The sequence below is a fragment of the Streptosporangium sp. NPDC000239 genome, assembly GCF_040300765.1.
Lineage (GTDB): Bacteria > Actinomycetota > Actinomycetes > Streptosporangiales > Streptosporangiaceae > Streptosporangium.
Genome location: NZ_JBEPEI010000002.1, coordinates 519223 through 542576, shown reverse-complemented (window position 1 = coordinate 542576; position 23354 = coordinate 519223). Strand labels below are relative to the sequence as shown.

Below are 23354 nucleotides of genomic sequence, written 5' to 3'. Positions count from 1 at the left end.
AGAGTGAGGGGGAAATGGGAGAAGGAGCCCGCGCTGACCCTTGAGGGGGAGTGATCGTTCTTGACGCCCCGAGTGCTCGTCGACGCGGCCGCGGTTCCGGCTGACCGTGGTGCTCTGATCAGATATGTCGACGGACTTCTCGCCGCGCTTGACCGGGCGGGAGCCGACCTGGCGATCGTGTGCCAACGCGCCGACGCCGAACGTTACGCCGGGCTCGCCCCTTCGGCCAGGATCGTTCCAGGGCCGCTCGGCATCGCCAACCGGGCCGCCAGGATCGCCTGGGAGCAGACCGGGCTGCCGGTCGTCGCCCAGCAGGTGGGCGCCCAGGTGATCCACGCCCCCTACTACTCGATGCCGCTGCGTTCGGGGCTGCCCGCCGTGGTGACCGTGCACGACGTCACGTGGTTCACCGAGGCCTCCCAGCACGACACGGTCAGGGCCTCCTTCTTCCGTTCGGCGACCCGCACCGCCGTACGGCACGCCGCGCGGGTCGTCGTCCCCTCGAAGGCGACGAGGGACGAGCTGGTCAGGGTGCTGACCGCCGACCCGACGAGGATCGACGTGGCCTACCACGGGGTCGATCCCCGGCTGTTCCACCGGCCCTCGGAGCGGGAGCTGGCGCACGCGGCCGACCGGCTCGGGCTGCACGGCACGCCGTACGTTGCCTTTCTCGGCCCGATGGAGCCGCGCAAGAACCTGCCGAACCTGATCAGGGGGTTCGCCAGGGCGGTGCGCGAGCTGCCCTCGCCGCCCGCGCTGGTGCTGGCGGGCGGGGTCCACGAGGCCGACGTGGACGCCGCGATCGACGAGGTGCCCTCGGACGTCAGGGTCGTCCGTCCCGGCTTCCTGGCCTTCTCCGACCTGTCCGGTTTCCTCGGCGGCGCGCTGGTGGCGGCCTTCCCCTCCCGAGGGGAGGGCTTCGGGCTTCCCGTCCTTGAGGCCATGGCCTGCGGCACACCGGTGCTGACCACGCACCGGACCTCGCTGCCCGAGGTCGGTGGGGACGCGGTCGCCTACACCGAGCCCGACGAGGCCAGCATCGCCGACGCGCTGCGTTCGCTGCTGACCTCGCCGGAGCGCCGCGCGGCGCTTTCCGAGGCGGGGCACTCCAGGGCGAAGGAGTTCACCTGGGACGCCTCGGCCGAGGCCCATCTGTTGTCCTATCAGCGTGCGCTCGATTAGCGAAAGAATCGATCTTCCATCGGTTAATGGGCTATTCAGCACGCCGTTGAACGGTGAGCTAATCTCGCGGGATGATGGAGACCTCTTTGTCGGAGCTTGAGGCGATTCTTCTTGTCGGAGGACAAGGAACGCGACTGCGTCCGCTTACCCTGGGCACCCCGAAGCCGCTGCTGCCCACGGCGGGGGTCCCCTTTCTGGCGCACCAGCTGGCGCGGGCCCGTTCGTTCGGGGTACGGCGCATCGTGTTCGCCACCTCCTACCGGGCCGAGATGTTCTCCGAGGCGTTCGGGGACGGCTCGGCGTTCGGGCTCTCGCTGGAGTACATGACGGAGGAGACGCCGCTGGGCACCGGCGGCGCCATCAGGAACGCCGCCGACGCGCTGACCTGCGGCCCGGACGCCCCGGTGCTGGTGCTCAACGGCGACATCCTGTCCGGCCACGACATCGGCGACCAGGTCGCCAGGCACATCGCCAGACAGGCCGCGGTGACGTTGCACCTGACCGAGGTCGAGGACCCCTCGCGGTTCGGCTGCGTGCCGACCGACGGGGACGGCCGGGTGACCGCGTTCCTGGAGAAGACACCGAACCCGGTCACCAACCGGATCAACGCGGGCTGCTACGTCTTCACCCGCTCGGTGATCGACACCATCCCGGCGGGGGAGGTCGTCTCCGTCGAACGGGAGACCTTCCCCGGCCTCATCGAGGACGGCGCCCTGGTGCTCGGCTACGCCGACGCCTCCTACTGGCTGGACGTGGGCACCCCCGCCGCGTTCGTCCAGGGTTCCCGCGACCTGGTCCTGGGCCGGCTGGCCTCCCCGGCCCTGCCCGGGCCGACCGGTGACCTGCTGGCGCTGCCCGGCGCCGTGGTCGACGCGGGGGCGAAGGTGGACGGCGGTTCCGTCGTCGGCGCCCGCGCGGTCGTCGAGGCGGGGGCGCAGGTCTCCGGCAGCGTGCTCGGCGACGACTGCGTGATCCGCGCAGGGGCGTCGGTGACCGACTCGGTCGTGGGCATCGGGGCCAGGGTCGAGCCGGGCGCGGTCCTGCGGGACGTGGTCGTCGGTGACGGCGCCGTCGTCGGGCCGGGCAACGAACTGCTCGCGGGCAGCCGGGTCTGGCCGGGTGTCGTGCTGCCCGAGTGCGCCATCCGTTTCTCCAGCGACCGCTGACCCGCTCCCTTGGCGGAAAGACGGTGGCGGCCGGACCGGCCGCTCGATCTCAGGGCGACTCTGCGTCCGTTGCGGCACGGTCCCGGGGACCCCGCCTGGCGGCACACCCCCGACGGGGCGTTCTGGCGCACCTGCGCCACCCCCGACGGACCGGGCACGCTGCGGGTCGCCGTCGCCGACGGCCGCGTCACCGGTGCGGCGTGGGGCCCCGGAGCCGGATGGCTGCTGGAGACGCTGCCCGCGCTGCTCGGCGAGGACGACGACGTCTCGGGCTTCGTCCCGGAGCACGAGGTGGTACGGCGCGCGGCGAAACGGCACGAAGGGCTCAGGATCGGACGGACCTTCCGGGTCTTCGAGTCCCTGGTGCCCGCCGTACTGGAGCAGAAGGTGGTCAGTGAGGAGGGCTGGCGGGCGTGGCGGTGGCTGCTGTACCGCTACGGTGAGCCGGCTCCGGGGCCCGCGCCCGAGGGGATGCGGGTCTTTCCCGGACCTGAGGTGTGCCGGTCGATCCCCTCGTGGGACTGGCACCGGGCGGGGGCCGAGGCCGTACGGGCCAGGACGATCGTGAACGCCGCCCGGTACGCCGCGAGGCTGGAGGCGGCGGGGGACAGCGCCGCCACCGATCTGCTGCTGCGGGCGCTGCCGGGGATCGGGGTATGGACGTCGGCCGAGGTGCGCCAGCGCTCACACGGCGACGCGGACGCGCTCTCCGTCGGCGACTATCACCTGTCGTCGCTGGTCGGCTGGGCGCTGACGGGGCGGCGGACCGACGACGCGGGGATGTTGCGGCTGCTCGCCCCCTACCTGGGGCATCGTCACCGGGTCAGCAGGTTGCTGAGGTCGGACGGCGAACGCCCGCCCGCACGGGGGCCGAGGGCACGGGTGCGGGACTACCGATCCTTCTGACGGGGAGCCTTCTCCTGGACGTGGCAGGGTCGTCGTCGCGCCAGTCACGGCCGTCACGGGTGTCGGTGCCTATCAGCGGGGCCAGCGCGGACACGGCGAGCAGGGCGAGGAGGAACCAGAGCATCGTGAACTCCTGTGGAGCGGTTTCCGGGGATGCCTCCAATATATGCAGGTGCAATAATTTACGTCTATCGAGATTTGCTTGAGGGTCCACTTAAGCAGTGCTGAAGTCGGAGCCGTACCCCGCGCCCGGTCCGTCCGGAGCAGGGTCGTAATGTGCCGTCATGAGCGACAACCCCACCGACAGCGCGATGCGTAGGGCGCTGGCCCGCGCCCGTGACGGCAAAGCTCTTGATCTCACCGAAGCCACCGTCCTTCTGCACGCCAGGGACGGTCATCTCGACACCCTGCTCGAACACGCGGGCCGAGTCAGGGACGCGGGTCTCGAAGCCGTCGGACGGCAGGGAACCATCACCTACAGCCGCAAGGTCTTCATACCGCTGACCCGCCTGTGCCGTGACCGCTGTGGGTACTGCACGTTCGCCACCGCTCCGCACAAGCTGGAGAGCGTTTTCCTGAGCCCCGACGAGGTGCTGGAGATCGCCAGACAGGGCGCCGCCATGGGGTGCAAGGAGGCGCTGTTCACCCTCGGCGACCGTCCCGAGGACCGCTGGCACCAGGCCCGCGAGTGGCTGGACGCGCACGGCTACGACGACACGCTCTCCTACGTCCGCGCGATGGCCATCCGGGTCCTTGAGGAGACCGGCCTGCTGCCGCACCTCAACCCGGGCGTCATGACCTGGCGTGACCTGCAACGCCTCAAGCCGGTCGCGCCGTCGATGGGCATGATGCTGGAGACGACCTCACGGCGCCTGTTCGAGGTCAAGGGCATGCCGCACCACGGCTCTCCCGACAAGGACCCCGCCGTACGGCTGCGCGTCCTTGAGGACGCGGGCCGCAGCAACGTGCCCTTCACCACCGGCATCCTCATCGGCATCGGCGAGACTGTCGAGGACAGGGCCGAGTCGCTGTTCGCGCTGCGCAGGGTGGCCCGCGAGTACGGCGGTCTCCAGGAGACCATCATCCAGAACTTCCGCGCCAAGCCGGACACCGCGATGCGCGGCATGCCCGACGCCGACCTGCAGGAGCTGGCCGCCACGATCGCGGTCTCCCGGCTGGTCCTCGGCCCCCGGATGCGGGTGCAGGCCCCGCCGAACCTGGTCGACGCCGAGTACGACCTGATGATCAGGGCCGGGATCGACGACTGGGGCGGTGTCTCGCCCCTGACCCCCGACCACGTCAACCCGGAACGGCCGTGGCCGCAGATCGAGGAACTCGCCGCCCGTACCGCCGCCTCCGGCTTCACGCTGCGTGAGCGGCTGACGATCTACCCCGAGTACGTGCTCGCGGGTGAGCCCTGGCTCGATCCCCGCCTGCACGCGCACGTGGCGGCCCTCGCCGACCCGGAGACGGGGCTGGCGCGGGAGGACGCCGTCCTCGTCGGCCGTCCCTGGCAGGAGCCCGACGGCGGCTTCGTCTCGGCGGGCCGTACCGACCTGCACACCGCGGTGGACACCGAGGGGCGGACCGCCGACCGTCGCGAGGACTTCGACGACGTCTACGGTGACTGGGACGCGCTCAGGGAACGGCTGCCCGTGGCCGCCGCTCCCTCCGTGCTGGTCGGGGAGGTCGGCCGGGCCCTGCGGAAGGCCGCGGAGAGCCCGGCCGCGCTGACCGAGGAGGAGGCCGTCGCCCTGCTCGACGTGGCGGGCGACCAGAACGGGGCAGGGGCCGACGACGCGGCCCTCGACGAGCTGTGCCGGATCGCCGACGACCTGCGCAGACAGGCGGTCGGCGACGACGTGACCTTCGTGGTCAACCGCAACATCAACTTCACCAACGTCTGTTACACCGGCTGCCGCTTCTGCGCGTTCGCGCAGCGCCGTACCGACGCCGACGCCTACACCCTCAGCCTGGAGCAGGTCGCGGACCGGGCCTGGGAGGGCTGGCAGGCCGGGGCGACCGAGGTGTGCATGCAGGGCGGCATCCATCCGGACATGCCGGGCGACGCCTACTTCGACATCGCCAGGGCGGTCAAGGCGAGGGTGCCGGGAATGCACGTCCACGCCTTCTCCCCGATGGAGGTCATCAACGGTGCGAGCCGTACGAACCTGTCCATCGAGGACTGGCTCGTCGCGGCCAGGGAGGCGGGGGTCGACTCGCTGCCCGGCACCGCGGCCGAGATCCTCGACGACGACGTGCGCTGGGTGCTGACCAAGGGCAAACTGCCGGCCAGGGAGTGGATCGAGGTCATCTCGACCGCGCACCGGGTCGGCATCCCGACGACCTCGACGATGATGTACGGCCACGTGGACACCCACGCCCACTGGGTACGGCACATTCAGCTGATCCGCCGCATGCAGGAGGAGACGGGCGGTTTCTCGGAGTTCGTCCTGCTGCCGTTCGTGCACCACAGCGCGCCCATCTATCTGGCCGGGATCGCCAGGCCGGGACCGACGGCGCGGGAGAACCGCGCCGTGCACGCGCTGTCCAGGATCCTGCTGCACGGCGCGATCGACAACATCCAGTGCTCGTGGGTCAAACTCCGTGACGACCTGTGCCGTCAGGTGCTCCAGGGCGGCGTCAACGACCTGGGCGGCACGTTGATGGAGGAGACGATCAGCCGGATGGCGGGCTCGGAGAACGGCTCGTTCAAGACGATCACCGAGATCGGGGAGATGGTGGCCCCGACCGGGCGGCGGATCCGTCAGCGGACCACGGAGTACGGCACGCCGGACGCCGAGCGGCTGGCCGCCTCGGCCGCCAGCGACGGCGTCTGCCGCAGCGTCCGGGGCCTGCTGCCCCTCGAACAGGTCTGAGTCGCTGGGCGGGGCCCCTCGGCGGGGTTCCCGCCCGGCGTGTCATCTCCTCCGCGTGAGTCCGTCGAGGATCAGGTCGAGCCCGAAGTCGAACTCGTCGCCGAAGTCGTAGCCGGGCTTGAGAACGTGCTCGGTCGCCATCTCGACGAGGTGGGGATATCCCTCGGCGAAGGCCTGCTGCGCCATCGGCTCGACGATCTCGGTCACGTTCCGCGGGCCGTCGAAGGGCAGAGACGCCTCCTGGAGGGCGAAGCCGTACACGTAGCTGTCGAGCAGCGCGTAGGCGTGGGCGGCCATCCGCACCGGGAAACCCGCCCCGCGCAGGATGCCGAGGACCGCGTCGTGGTGCCGCAGGGTCGCGGGGCCGGGGGTGGTCCGCGACTCCAGGAGCCCGAGCGCCCAGGGGTGGCGCCGCAGCACGAGACGGGCCGAGGACGCCCGCCGCCGGATCTCCTCTCGCCAGTCGCCGTCGGCCGACGGCAGCTCGATCTCCTGGAAGACGAGGTCGACGATGCCGTCGAGGATCTCCTCCTTGCCGGCGACGTGATGGTAGACCGACATCGGTTTGACACCGAGCTCCTGGGCGAGCGAGCGAATCGTCAGCGACCCGATTCCCCCCGCGTCGGCGACCGCGAGGGCGCCGCGCAACACCCGTTCACGGCTGAGCTGAGCCATCGCGCCCTCCTGGACGATTGTCGTTTCGTACTTAGTACGTTACCGTGACCGTACTTAGTACGAGCGCACTCCGGACCGGGCTTCTCCGGGCCCGGTGACGTCCGGGTCCGGTGAGCCCGGCCCGGTGAAAGAGGGAAGAGATGTCAGCCAGAGCAACGGGACGAGCCGTGGGTGCTCTTTTTCTGCTCGCGTTCGTCGTGTACATCCCCGGCAACGCCCTGACCGGTGCCGCCGCCGACCAGATGCGGACGTCGGCGGGAGCACTGTTGATGCTGGTCAACTCCGTCGCCGTCGCCGGCATCGGAGTGCTGATGTTCCCCGTCCTGAAACGCCACCACGAACTCTCCGCCCACGCCTACCTGGTCTCCAGGGTCGTCGAGGCGGTGATGCTGGCCGTCGGGATCGTCTTCCTGCTTCTGCTGGTCCCCCTCGCGCGGGACACCTCCCTTTCCCCGTCGTTGGCCGCCGTCCTGCGGCAGGGGAACCTTTACGCCTACCAGATCGCCATGGTCTCCCTGGGCCTTGGGAGCCTGCTGTTCTGCCGCGTTCTGTTCCGGGCGAAACTCGTGCCCGGATTCATGGCGGTGTGGGGGACGGTGGGCTACGCCGTTTTCGCGGTGGGTGCGATTCTCGAAATCCTCGGGTACGGCGTCGGCACGGCCCTTTCGGTTCCCGGCGGCCTTTTCGAAGTAGGCCTGGGAGTGCTGCTGACGGTGAAGGGATTTCCCGCCGAGTCCGAGGAGGCCGAGGCCGAGAAGGCCCGGGCCCTACCGGTGCTTCCGGGGTGATCGGCCTGGCCGTCGCAGCGTTCGCCTGAGCGTCTCGAAGGCGGTCGGGCGCGGCAGGTCCGGCAGTGCGTCGCTGATCCGGACGGCGCATTCCCGCGGGCTGTGGACGCTCGTGTCGACGTCGATGTCATGCAGTTCGTGGGAATGGACCCGGTGGTACTGCAGAGCCGCCAGCCCGGGTTGCCGGTCGCCACGTTCGGCCTCACGGCGCTCCAGTTCGGGCAGCGGGCAGCGCACCGCCACCAGCACCGTGTTCTCGGGCACGAGCACATCGAGAAGGTCCAGCAACCGCCAGCGCCGGCTGAGCGGATGGTCGACCACAAGGTTGTTCCCCGCCGCGGCCATACCGGCGACGGCGCGGTGGAAGCCCTTCACGGTGCGGTCGACCTCGGCCTGCAGGTCCTCCTCGGCTATCTCACGCTTGCACCGCATCGCGTGAAAGGCGTCAACCGGCATGTGGAACCACGTCCCGTCCAGGACGTCGAGCAGTTCCCCGGCGATGCTGCTCTTGCCGGAACTGGACGTGCCGTTGAGCAGAATGACCCTGCCGCCGGCCGGGGTTCCGGGAACGGAGGCGTGATCCGGATCCTGCGCCATGTCACCTTTCCCCTGGTGATCGCCGAACTCGATCATCGTAGACGGGCAAGATCCACCGGGGCGACCGCGAGACATGCGGTGCCGCCTTCGGATGACCGTACGGCCGGTCGCCGGAACTTCGCCACACGCGTTGCCGAGCGACACGAACCTCTTTCCGGTGGTCGTGCGGGACTACTCGACGACCTTGTTCAGGAAGTTCGTGAGGTTGGTGGCGGTGCGGGTTATCAGTTCCTCCAGGGTCAGGGACTCGTGGAGGCGGGCGCCGGGGGCGGCTTCCTTCTTGCCGCGGAGGTAGAGGGAACAGGCCAGGTCGGTGCAGATGTAGGCGCCGACGGAGTTGCCCTGCTGCCCGGTCTTTCCCGCCCTGCGGGCGGTCAGCAGGCTCACGCCGTCCCCGGGGTGCACGGTCAGGCACAGCGAGCACATGCTGCGCCGTACATGACCGGCGTGGGGGGCGGCCTGGCGCAGGGCGATCGCCACGAGGCCGTCGCCGGACTCGGCGACCATGTAGGCCCGCTCCGGTGAGGCGGGGTCGCGCCAGCCGAGGAAGTCCAGGTCGTCCCAGGGCCGCGTGGCCAGATCCCGGGGTACGGCCAGCCGCTTCGCCTCTCCCTTGGTGCAGTTGACGAAGGCCGCGCGGATGTCGCGCTCGGTAACCGGTCTCATGGTTGGGACGCTATCCTTTCCTAGGAACTCTAGGCAAATGGTTAATTCATCTAAGTTGTGAGAGGGAGGCGTATGGCGCGCGCGGGAGTGACCGTCGAACGGCTGACGCGGGCGGCGGCGGACCTGGCCGACGAGATCGGCTTCGAGAACGTGACCGTCTCGGCGCTCGCGCGGGGATTCGGCGTCACGGACGCGGGCCTGTACTCCCACGTCAAGAACGTGCGCGACCTCAGGACGAGGGTGGCGATCCTCGCGCTGACCGAGTTGGCCGACCGGGCCGCCGCCGCGCTGACCGGGCGTTCGGGCAAGGACGCGCTGGTGGCCTTCGCCAACGCCTACCGCGACTACGCCAGGGAACATCCTGGGAGATACGCCGCGGCGCGCTTCGAACTGGACCCGGAGAACGCCTCCGCCGAGGCGGCCACCCGGCACTCGACGATGACGCGGGCGCTGCTCCGCGGCTACCACCTGCCGGAACCCGCCCAGACGGACGCCGTACGGCTGCTGCACGGCTTCTTCCACGGGTACGTCAGCCTGGAGACGGCGGGCGGGTTCAGCCACTCGAAGGCGATCGACGAGTCCTGGGCCAGAAACCTGGACGCCCTCGACGTCCTCCTGCGGAACTGGCCGTCGCAAATGTGAGGTCCGAGGAGCGCCGGTGCCCGGGTGCGGGCGGTACGACGATGGCGGCATGGGATATGAGATTCGGGCGATCGACGCCCAGGTCGTGAAGGAGTTGCTGGAGGGTGACGACGCGGGCCGCCCGCCCCGGGTGTCGACCGAGCGGGAGGGCGCTCCGCTGCGCTGCTGCCTGACCAGGGCGGGAGCGGGGGAGAGGGTCGCGCTGCTGTCGTACGCGCCGCTGCGCCGGTGGGCGGCGGAACGGGGAGTGGACCCGGGCGCCTACGACGAGCAGGGGCCGATCTTCGTGCACGCCGGCGGCTGTCCCGGCGCCGGGTCCGACGGCTGGCCCGCGGGGCACGAGTCGCACCGGATGCTCCGGGCCTACGCCGCGGACGGGCACATCCTGGGGGGACGCTACCTGGCCGCCGGCGAGGACCCGGACACGGCGCTGCGGGAGGTGTTCGAGGACCCGGAGACGGCGGTGGTCCACGTCCGCGCGATCGAGTTCGGCTGCTTCCACTTCGAGGTACGGCGCGGCTGAGGACAGACCGCACACGGTGACGATGTCAGGTGTGGTATGAATCCCGGCGGTGTTTGACGACCTGAACCGTCACCGTGTGCTTGTCCTCATCGATGCGGTAGATCACCCGGTAGGTCCCGCGTCGGGCGACGTGGAGTCCCTCATATGGCTCCTGGAGGGGTTTGCCGACGCGCCACGGTTCTTTGGCGAGCGCGCCGGTGATCAACTCCCAGGCCGCGACCGCCACTGTCTCGGGCAGACTCGCCGTCAGGGCACGTCGTGCGGGAGGGGCCAGGAGGACGGTGTAGCGGTCGCTCACGCGCTGGCCCTGCCAAGACGGTTCGCCATGATGGCGGCCATCTCCTCCTCGGTGGTCACATCGCCGCGGGCCTCGGCGGACGCCGCCTCGACCAGGTCGGCGCGCATCTGTGGGTCGGCGAGGATTTCCAGGGTCTCCTGGAGGGACTCCCACTCGGCCACGGACACGATCACGGCGTGTGGCCGCCCGTTCCGGGTCAGGGTGAAGTGGTCATGCTCGCGAGCGGCCCGGTCGGCCAGTTCGGTCAGCCGATCCTTGGCCTCACTGATCGGGATGATCTCCATACGTCCATGATATCTGCTTGGCCGATATGGCGGCCAGATTCTCGGCCATTGCCCTCCCTGGGCGACGTCCACGTGACCTGGAGCCCCTGGGGATCGGGTCCGGGGAACACGGTTCGGCGCCCGACGTGGTTTTCGTGGGATGGCGCCGTGTGACCTGGGGCTCAGACCTCTGGCGGAAGGGTTCAGCCCTCCGGGTAGAAGAGGAAGAGGGTGCAGCCGACGGTCGTCCGGGGGACGTGGGAGGAGCCCGCGGGGGCGTGGATGAAGGTGCCAGCGGGGTAATCCCGGTCGCCGTCGTTGAAGACCCCGGAGACCACGAAGACCTCCTCGGGGCCCGGGTCGTGGACGTCGATCCCCTGCCAGGACGTGTTCGGGTCCATCTGGAGCACGTAGGCCTTGGCGCCGTCGCCCCCCTTCCACAGGGAGTGCAGGCGGATGCCGGGGAAGAGCTCACGAACCGGGGCGTCCTGGACGGTGGACCACACATACCGCTCTGTCTGCTCTGTCGTCATGGGGCCAGCCTGGTGGTCGGCCGTCTCCCTGCCGAGTGTCAGGAATGACGTTGTACGGTACTTTCTTGCCATGCATCGGATGACGGCGCTCGTCCGCCCCGGGCAGTCGACCTTCGAACTCGCCTGCGCGGCCCAGGTGTTCGGGGTCGAACGGCCGGGCCTTCCCGTCAGGTACGCCTTCGGCGTGTGCGCGGAGCGGCCCGGCCCGATCCCGACGCTCGCCGGGTACGACATGCTCGTGAACGACGGGCTGGAGGCACTCGACCATGCGGACACCGTGGTCGTCCCGGGCTGGCTGCCCGTCGAGGAGCCGCCGTCTTCCGAGGTCGTCCGGGCGCTGCGTCGCGCGCACTCCCGTGGCGCGCGGGTGGTCAGCATCTGCTCCGGCGCCTTCGCGCTGGCGTACGCGGGTCTGCTCGACGGACGGCAGGCGACCACCCACTGGGCGTTGGCGGGGGAGTTCGCCAGACGCTTCCCGCATGTCCGGTTGGACCCGGACGTGCTGTACGTGGACCACGGCGACGTGGCCACCAGCGCCGGGGCGGGGGCCGGGTTCGACCTGTGCGTGCACCTGGTCCGTGGCGACCAGGGGGCCCGGTACGCCGCGCACATCGCCAGGACCATGGTCATGCCGCCGCACCGTGAGGGCGGGCAACTGCAGTACTCGGCGCCGCCGCACCCCGAGCAGATCGACGGCACGCTCGCGCCGTTGCTGGAGTGGGCCGCCGGGAGGCTCGACGAACCGGTGACCGTCGAGGACATGGCCGGGTGGGCGGGGCTCTCGGCGCGCACCCTCGCCCGGCGGTTCACCGACCAGCTCGGCACGAGCCCGGGACAGTGGCTGCTCGCCCAGCGGATCGCCGTCGCCCAGGACCTGCTGGAGTCCTCCGACCTCCCGCTGGAGGCCGTCGCCCGCCGGGCCGGCCTCTCCTCCTCGACCAACCTCCGCAGGCGGTTCCTCACGGCCCTGGGCACGACCCCGGGCGCCTACCGCCGAGCGTTCCGGGCCCGGTCGCGGTGATCAGACCATGAACAGCAGGGCGGCGCTGAGGAGGACGGTTACGGCGGTGGCGAAGTGGATGCCGAAGGCGACGGCCTTGGTGCCGCCGTGGCGTAGGACGATGACCGTGTCCACGAACGGGACGATCGCGACGACGAGCATGAACCACGCCTCGGCCCTGGCGCCGGCGAAGGCCAACAGGGCCAGGCCGAGGAGGCCGTAGGTCAGGTCGCGCAGCCCCTTGATGGTCAGGTAGGCGGCGTCGCCGTTCTCCTTGGCGGGGACGCCGTAACCGGCGGCGGCGGGGCCCGGCGTCAGGAGGAACCTGAGGCCGATGAAGGCGATGAGGAGATCGAGGAGTACGGCCAGCCCGTAGGCGACGGGGGTGAGCATGAGCATCTCTCTTTGCTAGCAACGCTAGGAACAGGAGTGAAGCTAGCATGCCTTAGGCAGGAAATCTAGCGGCGCTAGAAATGGGGTGGGGTGCTCCTGGAGGGCGGACGGCGACGGCCTCCGGGAAACGGGGACGAGTTGTGTGGGGGGTGATGGCGGGGTTCCCGGGAAGGCGACGGCTCCTGGGGAACGGGGCGAGTCATGCGGGAGGCGACGGCCTCGGAGGGGGCGGCGCTTCGGAGGGCGTTCCCGGAGGGGGAGCGGGCGGTTGTGGCGCCTCGGGAAAGGGGTGGCGAGCCGTGGGTGTGGCGGTGTTCCCGGTGGAGGGAACGTTCCCGAAGCTCATTGAAAAGAGCGGCTGGCGCTTCCCCGCCGATGTCTCCGGATTATTCGCGTGGCAATGGTTGACATATTCTTGAAAAGAATTCCTTCGGTCCGGAGTCGATGGGCGACGGAGAGTGATACGCCTTCGTCCGTCCTGTCTAATAGGCGGATCGGATGCCGGGAGGAGGGGTGGAAGAAGAGCGTGTGGCCTGCGTGTTACGCCGAAGTTAACGCTGTGAGGTGTGTCGTTCCGTAGTGTGGGGGACACGGGAATGAATCATCGTGTATTTTTCACGGTCAAGATCATGATGTGGTCACATGGTTTCACAGATGGATGTGTGTAAGGCTCTGAGGGTGCTGGACAGGGAGTTGAAGACGTCAGATGTAAAGTACCTGTAAATAGAAGAGGGGGTTATCTGTTGGATATCAGTGTCCTTGGTCCGCTGAGAATCAGTGAAGGCGGAATCTCCGTGGTGCCGAGCGCGGGCAAGCCACGGCAGGTCCTCTCCCTTCTCGCGCTGCGCGGGGAACGGGTGGTCCAGGTGTCCACCCTGATGGAGGAACTCTGGGGGGACCGCATACCGCGCAGCGCCTCCACGACCCTGCAGACCTACGTGCTCCAGTTGCGTAACAAGATCGCCGCCGCGCAGCCCAGGGAGTCGGGACGTTCCCCCAAGGAGCTTCTTGTCACCTGTTTCGGCGGCTACATGCTCAAACGCGGCCCGGGGCTCTCCGACGCCGAGGAGTTCGAGGCGCAGGCCACCGCGGGCATCGCCGCGCACGAGGCGGGTGACCCCCGGGCACTGGCCACGCTCGAACGGGCCCTGCGGCTGTGGCGGGGGCCGGCCCTGGTGGACGTCCCGCACGGCAGAATCCTGCAACGCGAGGTCATGAGCATGGAACACCTGCGGATGAGCGTGCTCGAACAGCGGATCGACGCCGCCCTGCAACTGGGCAGACAGGCCGCGCTGCTCCCCGAGCTGAGTGTCCTGGTCGCCGAGCACCCCATGCACGAGGGCTTCCGTTCCCAGCTCATGCTGGCGCTGTACCGCACGGGCAACGTGTCACGGGCGCTTGAGGAGTTCCACCGGCTGCGGGCCAAGCTCGTCGAGGAGCTCGGCATCGAACCGTCGGCCCGCCTGCGCCGCCTGCACCTGGCGATGCTCGCCGGGGACCCGACCCTCGACCTGGTCACCGACGGCGGAGGCATCCGGCCCAGGCCGTACGGCGTCGGCCTCCCCGAGAGCTTCTCGACCAGGGTTTGAGCGCGCTGCGGCACTCTGCACGTGAGGTGTTCGCCGAAGCGAGGGAGCCGAGTTGACCGACACGACCGACATCACGCCGACCGACCGTCCCGCGCGTCCCGTCGCCCTCGTCACCGGGGCGACCAGCGGGATCGGGCGGGAGATCGCCGAACGGCTCGCCCGCCGTGGCGCCGCGGTCTTCGTCTGCGCCCGCGGGGCCGAGGACGTCGCCGCGACCGTCAAGTCCCTGCGTGAGCAGGGGTACGAGGTGGACGGCACGACCTGTGACGTCTCCAGGCCCGAGGAGATCCGCGCGTTCGTGCGCACGGCCAGGGAGCGGTACGGCCCCGTCGACATCCTGGTCAACAACGCCGGGCGCAGCGGGGGCGGAGCCACCGCCGAACTCGACGACGACCTCTGGTTCGACGTCATCAACACCAACCTCAACAGCGTGTTCCTGATGACGAAGGAGGTGCTGAACGCGGGCGGGATGCTGGCGGCGGGCCGGGGCCGCATCATCAACATCGCCTCGACGGGCGGCAAGCAGGGGGTGGTACACGCCGCGCCGTACTCGGCCTCCAAGCACGGTGTGGTCGGTTTCACCAAGGCGCTCGGCCTCGAACTGGCCAGGACCGGCATCACCGTCAACGCGGTCTGTCCCGGGTTCGTCGAGACGCCCATGGCCGAGCGGGTGCGCAAGCACTACGCCGCGATCTGGGGGGTGGACGAGGAGGAGACCAAGAGCCGCATCACCACCCGCGTCCCGATCGGGCGTTACGTGGAGCCGAAGGAGGTGGCGGCCATGGTGGACTACCTCGTCGACGACGACGCCCAGGCCGTGACCGCCCAGGCCCTCAACGTCTGCGGCGGCCTGGGCAACTACTGACGGCTCCCGGCCGGGCCTGACCTGACGAGGAGGGGCGGCGCCGCTCAAGGGCGGGGCCGTCCAGGACGGGATCGCCACGGCGCGATCGCCCTAGACGGACAGTGCCAGACGGACAGTGCCAGACAGACAGCGCCAGACAGACGGTGCCGCCCCGGAGCCCGCTCGGCTCCGGGGCGGCGTCATGTCATCGGGGTGTCACCGGGCGGCCCTGGCCTGGGCGGCGGCCGCCTCCAGAGTGGCCAGGCTGTTGCGGCTCAGCGCCGTACGGACGTACTCCCGGGCGTCGGCGAGCGTACGGCCCGGCCCGAGGACGGCGGGCACCGCCTCCGGCGAGATCACCGCGGTGTGCCGGGAGGTCACGACCGCGCCGCCGGTGCCGCCGGTGCCGTCGGTGAACGTCCACAGCCCGCTGTGGCCGAGCAGCAGGGCCGGGGTGAGCTGCTGTTTGTAGGCGATCCAGGCCCCCGGCTCGCAGATCCGGATCGAACGGGTCTCGTGCGCCGCGCCGTCCGCCGTACGGGTGCTCATCTCCAGCACCTGCGCGCCCTGCGCGTCCTCACGCAGGCTGACCCGTTCGACGTGCGGCAGCCGCCGCTCCCACAGGTCGGCGCGGTGGATGAAGTCGTAGGCCTCGGCGGCGGTCCCCGGCACCTCGACGGTGTCGGTGAAGGAGACGACCACGTCCTGTGGGCGCGGTGCCAGGGTGGCGATCCGGGCGAGGGCGGCCAGTTCCTCGGGACTGTTGCGGTCGAGCGCGGCGGTGACCCAGGTGAGGGCCTCCGGCGTGCCGTCGGTCTCGAAGACGTGCTCAAGGACGATCTCGGTCCGGCCGCCGGGAAGCTCGCGGAAGCGCCAGCCGCCTCCCATCGAGGAGAGCGGGGGCCTGCTGTGCTCCTGCCGGAAGGTGACCGAGAGCCCCTGCGGGTCCAGCTCCCTGCGCGAGGTCCAGCTCCGCACCTCGTCGTTCACCACGGCCCAGATGCGGAAGCGCTCCCGGTTCGCGTCGCGTTCCAGGTGCCGGACGTACACGCTGGGCCCGAAGACGGCGGGCCAGGTCCCGGCGTCGGAGACCAGGTCGTACAGCACGCGGGCCGGGGCGTCGACCGTGAGCGTGTGCTCGGTGCGGTGTGTGCTCATCTACTGGCCTTTCGATGTCACGTCGGGGAAGGTCCCGTCCCGGGAGGGCGCCACGCTTGGAAAGTCCGAGGAAGTCCTGGGAAGGCGCCGAGACCCGGGAGGGTCGGGGAGGTCTCAGGAGCGGGCCGCCGCGTTGGCCAGGGACAGCAGCGCGGCCGGGGTCTCGGCCGCCATGACGTCGCCGTCGTCGAGGTCGATGCCGTAGCGCTGCTTGAGCCTGGCGGCGGTCTCGATCAGGGCGAGGGAGTCGTATCCCAGCTCCTCGAACGTCCGGCCGTCGCCGTCGAACTCGGCTCCCTCGGCCTCCCCGGCGCACTCCACCAGGACGCGGCGCAGGTCGTCGATGCTCAGTGCGGACATGGTCGTGCTCCTTTCACACCACGCCGTCTTCCACGGCGTGGTTCGGGCTGGGAACGGGATCAGTTCGTCCAGGCGCGTACCACGACGGCCGCGTTGAAGCCGTGCCTGCCACGGGCCACGACGAGCGCGGTCGAGACCGGCAGGGCACGCGGCTCCCCGACGACGAGGTCGATGCCGTAGGAGCCGGGGACGTCGCTGGTGTGCGCGGTCGGCGGGATCACCCCGTCCCTGATGGACAGCAGGGCGGTCACGACGTCCAGCGGGCCGCCGCCCGCGTAGAGCCGTCCGGTCAGGGCCTTGGGCGCGGTCACCGGCACCGCCCCCGGGCCGAACAGGCCGCTGATGGCCTGGGCCTCGGCCAGGTCGAGGCGCGGCACGCCCGCGGCGTCGGCGAAGACCACGTCGATGTCACCGGGCCGCAGACCGGCGCGGGCGATGGCCTGCTCGGCGGTGTGGCGCAGCGCGGGCGGCCGGTCGGAGCCGGGAGGCGGGTCGAAGGCCGCCGCGTATCCGGCGATCTCACCGTAGATCCGCGGCGCTCCCCGGCGTTCGGCGGCCTCGGCGGACTCCACGACCAGTACGGCCCCGCCCTCGCCGGGCACGTAGCCGCCGGCCGCGGCGTCGAAGGGCAGGTAGGCGCGGCGCGGGTCGGACTCCGCGCTGACCAGGCCGCCCGCGAACTGGGAGAGGTACCCCCACGGGTCGAGCGCGGAGTCGACCCCTCCGCTGATCACCAGGCCGGTGCCCTCCCGCACCGTACGGCAGGCGTGCCCCAGCGCGTCCAGCCCGCCCGCCTGCTCGCCGACCAGGGCGGCACCGGGGCCGCGCAGCCCGTTGCGGATGGAGATCTGGCCGGTGTTGACCGCGTAGAACCAGGCGAAGGACTCGTAGACGCTGACGTAGGACGGCCCCTGGTCCCACAGCTTGCGGAACTCCCTGTGGGTGAACTCGAACCCGCCGGTGGCGTTGGAGGTGATCACCCCCATGTCGTAGTTCTCCCCGTCACCGGGTTCGACGGCGGCGTCGGCGAGCGCCCAGTCGGCGGTGGCCAGCGCCAGCCGGGTCGAGACGTCGGTCTGCGGCAGCAGCCTGGCGGGCAGGTGGTCCTCGGCGACGAACCCGGTGATCTGCCCGGCCAGTTTGAACGGGTAGCCGGAGGTGTCGAACCTGGTCATCTCCGTGATGCCGCTGCGGCCTTCGAGCACGTTCCGCCAGTACTCCTCGGTGCCCAGGCCGTTGGGCGCGGCCACGCCGACGCCCGTGACGACCGTGGGAACGTGCCCGGCCAGCGCGGGCCGTACGGCCGGGCCGCTCACGCGACGGCTCGCAGGACCATGGCGCTCTGGAAGCCGCCGAAGCCGCTGCCGACCGTGAGCACGGTGCGCACCGGCAGCTCCCTGGCGGTCAGCGGCACGTAGTCCAGATCGCAGGCGGGGTCGGGTTCGTGGAGGTTGGCGGTCGGCGGCACGACGTCGTACTCGATGGCCAGCGCGCAGGCGGCGATCTCGATGGCGCCGATCGCGCCGAGCGAGTGGCCGACCATCGACTTGATGGAGCTGACCGGCACCCGGTAGGCGTGGGAGCCGAGCGCCAGTTTGAAGGCGGCGGTCTCGTGCCGGTCGTTCTGCTGGGTGCCCGAGCCGTGGGCGTTGACGTAGTCGATGTCGGTGGCGTCGGCCCGCGCGTCGTCGAGCGCGTTCCTGATCGCCTCGGCCATCTCCCGGCCGTGCCTGGTCAGGCCCGTCATGTGGTGGGCGTTGCACCGGGTCGCCGAGGCGCCGAGTTCGGCGTAGATGTGCGCGCCCCTGGCCCGCGCCGCCTCGTACTCCTCAAGGACGAACACGGCGGCCCCCTCGGCGAGGACGAAGCCGTCACGGGTCCGGTCGAAGGGCCGGGAGGCGTGCTCGGGGTCGTCGTTGCGCGGTGTGCTCGCCTTGATCGCGTCGAAGCAGGCGACGACGATCGGCGAGATCGGGGTGTCCGTCGCCCCGGCGATCATGATGTCGGCGCTGCCCTCCCGGATGAGCCGTACGGCGTGGCCGACCGCGTCGATGCCGGAGGTGCACCCGTCGGAGACCATCGTCACCGGCCCCTGCGCCCCGACCGTCCAGGCGACCTCGGCGGGCATCGCCCCCGGGCTCAGGTAGTCGAACATGTGCGGCGACAGGTAGGCGGGGTCGACGAGCCAGTTCCTGCCCGCGTCCGACATGACGAGGTACTCCTTCTCCAGGCTGGTCGCCGAGGCGACCGCGCTGCCCAGGCTCACCCCGACCCGGTAGGGGTCGAGCGCGTCGAAGTCGAGTCCGCTGTCGGCGACCGCGTCCCGGGTGCAGGCGACGGCGAACTGCGTCGCCCGGTCCATCCTGCGGATCTGCCGGGGGGTCAGGCCCTCGGCGACGGGGTCGAAGGCGGCCTCGGCCGCGACCTGCGAGCGGAAGGGTGAGGCGTCGAAGAAGGAGATCCGGCGGGTGGCCGTCCTCCCCGAGGTGAGCAGGTCCCAGAACTCCTTGGTGCCTGCCCCGCCGGGAGTGCGGACGCCCATCCCCGTCATGACGACGCGCCGGCCTCTGGCTGAACTTTCCATCGGCGTACCTCCAGGCTGTGTACCCGTGTGCGGGCGTCCGTCGATCGCGGAGCCAGCAGCAGCATGGGTCAGCCGCCTTGAGCACAGCTCGAAATCGGCTCGGGGACCCGATGGAGGAAGGCTCGACCGCGCTTCGAGTCGTGTCGGAGACACTCGCGCCGTCCGATCGTTCCCGGCGTCCACGAGGGCGCCGCGGGGCACACGGGAAGGAGCAGGCACATGCCCGACCTCGTCTCCGACGAAGTGGTTGAGCGTTATCGGCGGGAGGGGTTCATCCGAATCCCCGGCGTACTGACGCCGCAGGAGGTGGAGAGCCTCCTGGCGGTCTCCCTTCTCCGTCTCGACGAGGCGGAGAAGGTGAACTGGGACCGGGCCGACGGGCGGGTCATGGACTGGGTCCCCCACGTCGACCGTGTCAGTGAGGAACTGCGCGGCCTGGCGCTGCACCCCCGGGTGACCGCCGTCGCCGAACGGCTGGCGGGAGGCCCGCTGCGGCTGTTCAAGTCGGAGCTCCTGCGCAAGGGCACCGCGGGGTCGGCCCTGACCCCGCTGCACGCCGACGCCCCGGCCATCCCGTTCGCCGGCCGGTCCATCGGCCTGACCGCCTGGGTGGCGCTGACCGACGTCCCGGTCGAGCGGGGCTGCATGAGCTACATCCCCGGCTCGCACCTGGTCCCGCACGAGCGGGACGACTCCGGGGACCAGGACCCCTTCCGCTGCCCGGTGAACCTGGTCTGGGAGCCGCGGGTCACCGTCCCGGTCCGGGCCGGGGACGTCACCTTCCACCACGAGCGGGTCCTGCACCTGGCGGGCCGCAACGACACCGACGAGGTCAGGGTCTCGCTGGCCACCGTCTACATGGACGCCGAAGCCGTCTACGAGCCGAGCGACCTCGTCCCCGACGACCTGGGCGGGCTGCTGCCCGGCCAGCCGCTCGACGACGACCGCGTCTTCCCCCTCATCGGAGCCCACAGCTGACCACCGGAAGGACCGGGAGCACGTTCATGAGCACCTACGTCTGGAGCTACCTGGCGGAGTACGACAACGAGCGCGAGGACATCCTCGACGCCGTGGACACGGTCTTCCGTTCCGGCCAGCTGATCCTGGGGCCCAGCGTCAAGGGTTTCGAGGAGGAGTTCGCCGCCTACCACGGGCTCAGGCACAGCGTCGGCGTGGACAACGGGACGAACGCCGTCAAGCTGGGGCTTGAGGCGCTCGGGGTCGGCCCCGGCGACGAGGTCGTCACGGTGTCCAACACCGCGGCCCCCACCGTGGTCGCCATCGACGGGGCGGGGGCCAGGCCCGTCTTCGTGGACGTCCGCGAGGAGGACTTCCTCATGGACACCGCCCAGGTGGCCGCCGCGATCACCCCGCGGACCAAGGCGCTGCTGCCGGTGCACCTGTACGGCCAGTGCGTGGACTTCGCGCCGCTGCGCGCCCTGGCTGACGAGCACGGGCTGAAGATCCTTGAGGACTGCGCCCAGTCGCACGGCGCCCGTCACCACGGCAGGCTGGCCGGGACGCTCGGGGACGCCGCGGCCTTCTCCTTCTACCCGACCAAGGTGCTCGGCGCGTACGGCGACGCGGGGGCGGTGGCCACCTCCGACGACGAGATCGAGCAGAACCTGCGGCGGCTGCGCTACTACGGCATGGAGAAGGTCTACTACGTCGTGCAGACCCCCGGGCACAACTCCCGGCTCGACGAGGTGCAGGCCGAGATCCTGCGCCGCAAGCTCCGCAGACTCGACTCCTACATCGCCGCACGTCAGGCGGTCGCCAGGCGGTACGAGGAGGCGCTCGGCGACCTCACCGGCCCCGGCGGGCTGCTGCTGCCGTCCACGGCGCCGGGCAACGAGCACGTCTACTACGTGTACGTGGTCCGCCACCCGGAACGGGACCGGATCATCGAGCGGCTCAAGTCGTACGGGATCTCCCTGAACATCAGCTACCCCTGGCCGGTGCACACGATGACCGGCTTCTCCCACCTGGGCTACGGCGCCGGGTCGCTGCCGGTGACGGAACGGCTGGCCAAGGAGATCTTCTCCCTGCCGATGTACCCGGCGCTGTCGGAGGAGCTGCAGGACAAGGTGATCGCCGCGCTGCGCGAAGTGCTGTCCACGCTGTAGGAGCCGACCCGTTGGAGGGCGTCAGATGAACGAGAGCGAGGTCCTCGGGGCCTACGACAGGGCCGACCTCTACGAGGTGGTCTACGAGGGCAGGGGCAAGGACTACGAGCGGGAGGCCGCGGTCACCTCGGCGCTGATCCGCGAGCGCAACCCCGGCGCGCGGAGCCTGCTCGACGTCGCCTGCGGGACCGGCTCGCACCTGCGTCACTTCGCCGGGACGTTCGGCGAGGTCGCCGGGGTCGACCTGTCCGAGCGGATGCTCGCCAGGGCCCGCGACCGGGTCCCCGGGGTGCCCCTGTGGCAGGGCGACATGCGCAAGTTCGACCTCGGCGTCACCTACGACGCGGTGACCTGCATGTTCAGCTCGGTCGGCTACCTGGCCGACGTCGGTGAGCTGACCGCGACGCTGGAGAGCTTCGCCAGGCACCTCAACCCGGGTGGCGTCGTGGTCGTCGAACCCTGGTGGGCGCCGGAGAACTTCCTCCCCGGGCACGTCCAGGGGGACGTGGTGAAGGTCGGCGGCCTGACGGTCTCCCGGGTCTCCCACTCGACGTGGCAGCGGGAGGGAGCCGCCAGCCGGATGGAGGTGCACTGGACGGCCGCCCACCCGGAGACGGGGATCAGCCACCACTCCGACGTCCACGTCATGTCGCTGTTCTCCCGGCGGGAGTATCTCGACGCCTTCACCCGCGCGGGCTTCGCCGCGGAGTTCGTCGAGCACGACTGGGCGGGGCCCGGCCTGTACGTCGGCGTCCTGGGCGCCGGGTGAGCGGGATGCGCGTCCGCGAGCTGAAGGTCGAGGGGGCCTACGAGCTGACCCCCGAGGTGTTCGGGGACGAACGGGGCTTCTTCCTGTCGCCCTACCAGGAGGAACCGTTCGTCAGGGCGGTCGGGCGCCCGCTGTTCTCGGTGGCGCAGGCCAGCCACAGCCGGTCGCGGCGCGGGGTGGTCCGCGGCGTCCACTTCACCGCCACACCCCCCGGCATGGCGAAGTACGCCTACTGCGCCGGGGGCGTCGCCCTGGACGTGGTCCTCGACACCCGGGTGGGGTCGCCGACCTACGGCGTGTGGGACAGCGTGGTCCTCGACCAGCGGGACTTCAGGTCGGTCTACCTCCCGGTCGGCGTCGGGCACCTGTTCGTCGCGCTTGAGGACGACACGGCCGTCTCCTACCTGCTGTCCACGGGATACGTCGCGGAGAACGAGCTGGCGGTCTCGCCGCTCGACCCGGCCCTGGGGCTGCCGCTGCCGCGCGACCTGGACCTGATCCTGTCCGAGCGCGACCGGCGGGCTCCCACGCTCGCCGAGGCGGAACGCGCCGGGATCCTGCCGGACTACGCCGCGAGCCGGGCCCTGGACGGCCTGCGGGCCGCCGGGCACGGCGCGTGAGAGAGGAGCCGTACGGCATGGGCCTGCGAGAGGCGGCGGTCGTGGTCACCGGCGCGGGACGCGGCATCGGGGCCGCGCTGGCCAGGCGGTTCGCCGAGGAGGGCGCCCGGGTCGTCGTCAACGACCGCCACCCTGAGCGCGCCGAGGAGGTGGCCGGGGAGATCGGCGGGATCGCCCTGCCCGGCGACGCGGAGCGGGGCCTGGTGCCCGAGGCCCTGCGCCTGCTCGGCGGGCGGATCGACGTCTACTGCGCCAACGCGGGAGCCGTACGGGCCGGTGGTCCCGAGGCGCCCGAGGAGGACTGGGAGAGCGCCTGGCAGGTCAACGTGATGGCCCACGTGCGGGCCGCGCGGGACCTGCTGCCCGGCTGGCTCGAACGGGGGCAGGGGCGTTTCGTCTCCGTCGTCTCCTCGGCGGGACTGCTCACCATGGTCGGGGCGGCGCCGTACGCGGTGTCCAAGCACGCGGCGCTGGCCTTCGCCGAGTGGCTGTCACTGACCTACCGGCACCGCGGCGTCAGCGTGCACGCCGTCTGCCCCCGCGGCGTCCGCACCGAGACGCGCAGGGCCGCGAGTTCGAGCGGGTTGACGCTCACCTCCACCGCCATCGGCCCGGAGGAGGTCGCCGACGCGCTGCTCAAGGGGATCGCCGAGGAGCGGTTCCTGATCCTTCCGCATCCCGAGGTCGCCGACCAGGCCGCCGAGCGCGTCACCGACCACGAGCGCTGGCTTGAGGTCGTCAACGGGTTCCAGCGGCAACGGGAGAGCACATAGCGGCCCGGCGCCGCGATCGT

General features: G+C 70.7%; 26 protein-coding genes. 15 read left to right on the top strand and 11 right to left on the bottom strand.

Annotated features, from left to right (window positions below):
* Positions 1 to 60 precede the first annotated feature (60 nt).
* The 4 genes from ABT340_RS07960 (at position 61) to ABT340_RS07945 (ending at position 6133) form a co-directional block, all read left to right on the top strand.
* Complete coding sequence (locus ABT340_RS07960; protein ID WP_352009926.1) at positions 61 to 1182, top strand: glycosyltransferase family 4 protein; 1122 nt, start codon at positions 61 to 63, stop codon at positions 1180 to 1182.
* A gap of 71 nt (positions 1183 to 1253) precedes the next feature.
* Positions 1254 to 2348, top strand: a complete 1095-nt coding sequence (gene manB, locus ABT340_RS07955) for a mannose-1-phosphate guanylyltransferase (protein ID WP_352009925.1) — start codon at positions 1254 to 1256, stop codon at positions 2346 to 2348.
* A 69-nt stretch (positions 2349 to 2417) separates the two neighbouring features.
* Positions 2418 to 3254, top strand: coding sequence for a DNA-3-methyladenine glycosylase family protein (locus ABT340_RS07950; RefSeq protein ID WP_352009924.1), 837 nt, complete (start codon positions 2418 to 2420; stop codon positions 3252 to 3254).
* Between the two features lie 284 nt (positions 3255 to 3538).
* Entirely contained in the window at positions 3539 to 6133 is a 2595-nt protein-coding gene (locus ABT340_RS07945; RefSeq protein ID WP_352009923.1) for a bifunctional FO biosynthesis protein CofGH, read from the top strand.
* A 42-nt stretch (positions 6134 to 6175) separates the two neighbouring features.
* Here the strand turns inward: ABT340_RS07945 and ABT340_RS07940 are convergent, their stop codons facing one another.
* Positions 6176 to 6808 (bottom strand): TetR/AcrR family transcriptional regulator C-terminal domain-containing protein, encoded by a 633-nt coding sequence (locus tag ABT340_RS07940; RefSeq protein WP_352009922.1) that lies wholly within the window; start codon positions 6806 to 6808, stop codon positions 6176 to 6178.
* 167 nt (positions 6809 to 6975) lie between these two features.
* On the opposite strand from ABT340_RS07940, the gene ABT340_RS07935 reads away from it, so the two are divergent.
* Positions 6976 to 7596: a DUF4386 domain-containing protein gene (locus tag ABT340_RS07935; RefSeq protein WP_352009921.1), complete on the top strand. Its 621-nt coding sequence runs from the start codon at positions 6976 to 6978 to the stop codon at positions 7594 to 7596.
* Here the strand turns inward: ABT340_RS07935 and ABT340_RS07930 are convergent.
* On the bottom strand, positions 7576 to 8193 hold the full coding sequence (locus ABT340_RS07930; protein ID WP_352009920.1) for a phosphotransferase-like protein: 618 nt from the start codon (positions 8191 to 8193) through the stop codon (positions 7576 to 7578). The genes ABT340_RS07935 and ABT340_RS07930 overlap by 21 nt on opposite strands.
* A 171-nt stretch (positions 8194 to 8364) precedes the next feature.
* Positions 8365 to 8859, bottom strand: a complete 495-nt coding sequence (locus ABT340_RS07925) for an FBP domain-containing protein (protein ID WP_352009919.1) — start codon at positions 8857 to 8859, stop codon at positions 8365 to 8367.
* 72 nt (positions 8860 to 8931) lie between these two features.
* Here ABT340_RS07925 and ABT340_RS07920 point away from each other — a divergent pair, with 72 nt between their 5' ends.
* A complete protein-coding gene (locus ABT340_RS07920; protein ID WP_352009918.1) occupies positions 8932 to 9501 on the top strand; it encodes a TetR/AcrR family transcriptional regulator in 570 nt (189 codons plus the stop codon).
* 49 nt (positions 9502 to 9550) lie between these two features.
* The gene (locus ABT340_RS07915; protein ID WP_352009917.1) at positions 9551 to 10024 is read left to right on the top strand and encodes a DUF1203 domain-containing protein; all 474 of its coding nucleotides are present in this window, start codon (positions 9551 to 9553) and stop codon (positions 10022 to 10024) included.
* A gap of 25 nt (positions 10025 to 10049) precedes the next feature.
* Here the strand turns inward: ABT340_RS07915 and ABT340_RS07910 are convergent, their stop codons facing one another.
* The 3 genes from ABT340_RS07910 to ABT340_RS07900 all read right to left on the bottom strand — a co-directional run bounded on the left by ABT340_RS07910 (position 10050) and on the right by ABT340_RS07900 (position 11118).
* The gene (locus ABT340_RS07910) at positions 10050 to 10322 is read right to left on the bottom strand and encodes a type II toxin-antitoxin system RelE family toxin (protein WP_352009916.1); all 273 of its coding nucleotides are present in this window, start codon (positions 10320 to 10322) and stop codon (positions 10050 to 10052) included.
* A complete protein-coding gene (locus ABT340_RS07905) occupies positions 10319 to 10606 on the bottom strand; it encodes a type II toxin-antitoxin system Phd/YefM family antitoxin (protein WP_352009915.1) in 288 nt (95 codons plus the stop codon). Before ABT340_RS07905 ends, ABT340_RS07910 begins: the two co-directional genes overlap by 4 nt.
* Positions 10607 to 10788: 182 nt before the next feature.
* The gene (locus ABT340_RS07900; protein WP_352009914.1) at positions 10789 to 11118 is read right to left on the bottom strand and encodes a cupin domain-containing protein; all 330 of its coding nucleotides are present in this window, start codon (positions 11116 to 11118) and stop codon (positions 10789 to 10791) included.
* Between the two features lie 79 nt (positions 11119 to 11197).
* Here ABT340_RS07900 and ABT340_RS07895 point away from each other — a divergent pair, with 79 nt between their 5' ends.
* Positions 11198 to 12139 (top strand): GlxA family transcriptional regulator, encoded by a 942-nt coding sequence (locus ABT340_RS07895; protein ID WP_352010171.1) that lies wholly within the window; start codon positions 11198 to 11200, stop codon positions 12137 to 12139.
* Here the strand turns inward: ABT340_RS07895 and ABT340_RS07890 are convergent, their stop codons facing one another.
* A complete protein-coding gene (locus ABT340_RS07890; RefSeq protein WP_352009913.1) occupies positions 12140 to 12517 on the bottom strand; it encodes a DUF4267 domain-containing protein in 378 nt (125 codons plus the stop codon).
* A gap of 788 nt (positions 12518 to 13305) precedes the next feature.
* Here ABT340_RS07890 and ABT340_RS07885 point away from each other — a divergent pair.
* Together ABT340_RS07885 and fabG are read left to right on the top strand one after the other, a co-directional pair.
* Positions 13306 to 14100, top strand: coding sequence for an AfsR/SARP family transcriptional regulator (locus ABT340_RS07885; RefSeq protein WP_352009912.1), 795 nt, complete (start codon positions 13306 to 13308; stop codon positions 14098 to 14100).
* A 52-nt stretch (positions 14101 to 14152) separates the two neighbouring features.
* The gene (fabG, locus tag ABT340_RS07880) at positions 14153 to 14965 is read left to right on the top strand and encodes a 3-oxoacyl-ACP reductase FabG (protein ID WP_352009911.1); all 813 of its coding nucleotides are present in this window, start codon (positions 14153 to 14155) and stop codon (positions 14963 to 14965) included.
* Between the two features lie 195 nt (positions 14966 to 15160).
* On the opposite strand, the gene ABT340_RS07875 is transcribed toward fabG, so the two are convergent.
* From ABT340_RS07875 to ABT340_RS07860, 4 genes are all read right to left on the bottom strand, one after another.
* On the bottom strand, positions 15161 to 16102 hold the full coding sequence (locus tag ABT340_RS07875) for an aromatase/cyclase (protein ID WP_352009910.1): 942 nt from the start codon (positions 16100 to 16102) through the stop codon (positions 15161 to 15163).
* Positions 16103 to 16216: 114 nt separating this feature from the next.
* Positions 16217 to 16462, bottom strand: coding sequence for an acyl carrier protein (locus ABT340_RS07870; RefSeq protein ID WP_352009909.1), 246 nt, complete (start codon positions 16460 to 16462; stop codon positions 16217 to 16219).
* Positions 16463 to 16521: 59 nt separating this feature from the next.
* The gene (locus ABT340_RS07865; RefSeq protein ID WP_352009908.1) at positions 16522 to 17778 is read right to left on the bottom strand and encodes a ketosynthase chain-length factor; all 1257 of its coding nucleotides are present in this window, start codon (positions 17776 to 17778) and stop codon (positions 16522 to 16524) included.
* On the bottom strand, positions 17775 to 19046 hold the full coding sequence (locus ABT340_RS07860; RefSeq protein WP_352009907.1) for a beta-ketoacyl-[acyl-carrier-protein] synthase family protein: 1272 nt from the start codon (positions 19044 to 19046) through the stop codon (positions 17775 to 17777). The genes ABT340_RS07865 and ABT340_RS07860 overlap by 4 nt, the downstream gene beginning before the upstream one ends.
* A gap of 219 nt (positions 19047 to 19265) precedes the next feature.
* Here ABT340_RS07860 and ABT340_RS07855 point away from each other — a divergent pair, with 219 nt between their 5' ends.
* From ABT340_RS07855 to ABT340_RS07835, 5 genes are read left to right on the top strand one after another with little or no spacing between them, the layout of a single operon-like run.
* Positions 19266 to 20024, top strand: a complete 759-nt coding sequence (locus ABT340_RS07855) for a phytanoyl-CoA dioxygenase family protein (RefSeq protein WP_352009906.1) — start codon at positions 19266 to 19268, stop codon at positions 20022 to 20024.
* Between the two features lie 26 nt (positions 20025 to 20050).
* Positions 20051 to 21172, top strand: coding sequence for a DegT/DnrJ/EryC1/StrS family aminotransferase (locus ABT340_RS07850; protein ID WP_352009905.1), 1122 nt, complete (start codon positions 20051 to 20053; stop codon positions 21170 to 21172).
* Between the two features lie 25 nt (positions 21173 to 21197).
* Positions 21198 to 21941, top strand: a complete 744-nt coding sequence (locus ABT340_RS07845; protein WP_352009904.1) for a class I SAM-dependent DNA methyltransferase — start codon at positions 21198 to 21200, stop codon at positions 21939 to 21941.
* Between the two features lie 5 nt (positions 21942 to 21946).
* Positions 21947 to 22561: a dTDP-4-dehydrorhamnose 3,5-epimerase family protein gene (locus tag ABT340_RS07840; protein ID WP_352009903.1), complete on the top strand. Its 615-nt coding sequence runs from the start codon at positions 21947 to 21949 to the stop codon at positions 22559 to 22561.
* 17 nt (positions 22562 to 22578) lie between these two features.
* Positions 22579 to 23334 (top strand): SDR family NAD(P)-dependent oxidoreductase, encoded by a 756-nt coding sequence (locus ABT340_RS07835; RefSeq protein WP_352009902.1) that lies wholly within the window; start codon positions 22579 to 22581, stop codon positions 23332 to 23334.
* Positions 23335 to 23354: the final 20 nt, after the last annotated feature.

Excerpts from the sequence above, each read along its gene's own strand:
- manB (WP_352009925.1), top strand. The coding sequence starts at position 1,254 with ATGATGGAGACCTCTTTGTCGGAGCTTGAGGCGATTCTTCTTGTCGGA.
- ABT340_RS07945 (WP_352009923.1), top strand. The coding sequence starts at position 3,539 with ATGAGCGACAACCCCACCGACAGCGCGATGCGTAGGGCGCTGGCCCGC.
- ABT340_RS07940 (WP_352009922.1), bottom strand. The coding sequence starts at position 6,808 with ATGGCTCAGCTCAGCCGTGAACGGGTGTTGCGCGGCGCCCTCGCGGTC.
- ABT340_RS07930 (WP_352009920.1), bottom strand. The coding sequence starts at position 8,193 with ATGGCGCAGGATCCGGATCACGCCTCCGTTCCCGGAACCCCGGCCGGC.
- ABT340_RS07925 (WP_352009919.1), bottom strand. The coding sequence starts at position 8,859 with ATGAGACCGGTTACCGAGCGCGACATCCGCGCGGCCTTCGTCAACTGC.
- ABT340_RS07920 (WP_352009918.1), top strand. The coding sequence starts at position 8,932 with ATGGCGCGCGCGGGAGTGACCGTCGAACGGCTGACGCGGGCGGCGGCG.
- ABT340_RS07915 (WP_352009917.1), top strand. The coding sequence starts at position 9,551 with ATGGGATATGAGATTCGGGCGATCGACGCCCAGGTCGTGAAGGAGTTG.
- ABT340_RS07905 (WP_352009915.1), bottom strand. The coding sequence starts at position 10,606 with ATGGAGATCATCCCGATCAGTGAGGCCAAGGATCGGCTGACCGAACTG.
- ABT340_RS07900 (WP_352009914.1), bottom strand. The coding sequence starts at position 11,118 with ATGACGACAGAGCAGACAGAGCGGTATGTGTGGTCCACCGTCCAGGAC.
- ABT340_RS07895 (WP_352010171.1), top strand. The coding sequence starts at position 11,198 with ATGACGGCGCTCGTCCGCCCCGGGCAGTCGACCTTCGAACTCGCCTGC.
- ABT340_RS07890 (WP_352009913.1), bottom strand. The coding sequence starts at position 12,517 with ATGCTCATGCTCACCCCCGTCGCCTACGGGCTGGCCGTACTCCTCGAT.
- ABT340_RS07875 (WP_352009910.1), bottom strand. The coding sequence starts at position 16,102 with ATGAGCACACACCGCACCGAGCACACGCTCACGGTCGACGCCCCGGCC.
- ABT340_RS07870 (WP_352009909.1), bottom strand. The coding sequence starts at position 16,462 with ATGTCCGCACTGAGCATCGACGACCTGCGCCGCGTCCTGGTGGAGTGC.
- ABT340_RS07860 (WP_352009907.1), bottom strand. The coding sequence starts at position 19,046 with ATGGAAAGTTCAGCCAGAGGCCGGCGCGTCGTCATGACGGGGATGGGC.
- ABT340_RS07855 (WP_352009906.1), top strand. The coding sequence starts at position 19,266 with ATGCCCGACCTCGTCTCCGACGAAGTGGTTGAGCGTTATCGGCGGGAG.
- ABT340_RS07850 (WP_352009905.1), top strand. The coding sequence starts at position 20,051 with ATGAGCACCTACGTCTGGAGCTACCTGGCGGAGTACGACAACGAGCGC.
- ABT340_RS07845 (WP_352009904.1), top strand. The coding sequence starts at position 21,198 with ATGAACGAGAGCGAGGTCCTCGGGGCCTACGACAGGGCCGACCTCTAC.
- ABT340_RS07840 (WP_352009903.1), top strand. The coding sequence starts at position 21,947 with ATGCGCGTCCGCGAGCTGAAGGTCGAGGGGGCCTACGAGCTGACCCCC.
- ABT340_RS07835 (WP_352009902.1), top strand. The coding sequence starts at position 22,579 with ATGGGCCTGCGAGAGGCGGCGGTCGTGGTCACCGGCGCGGGACGCGGC.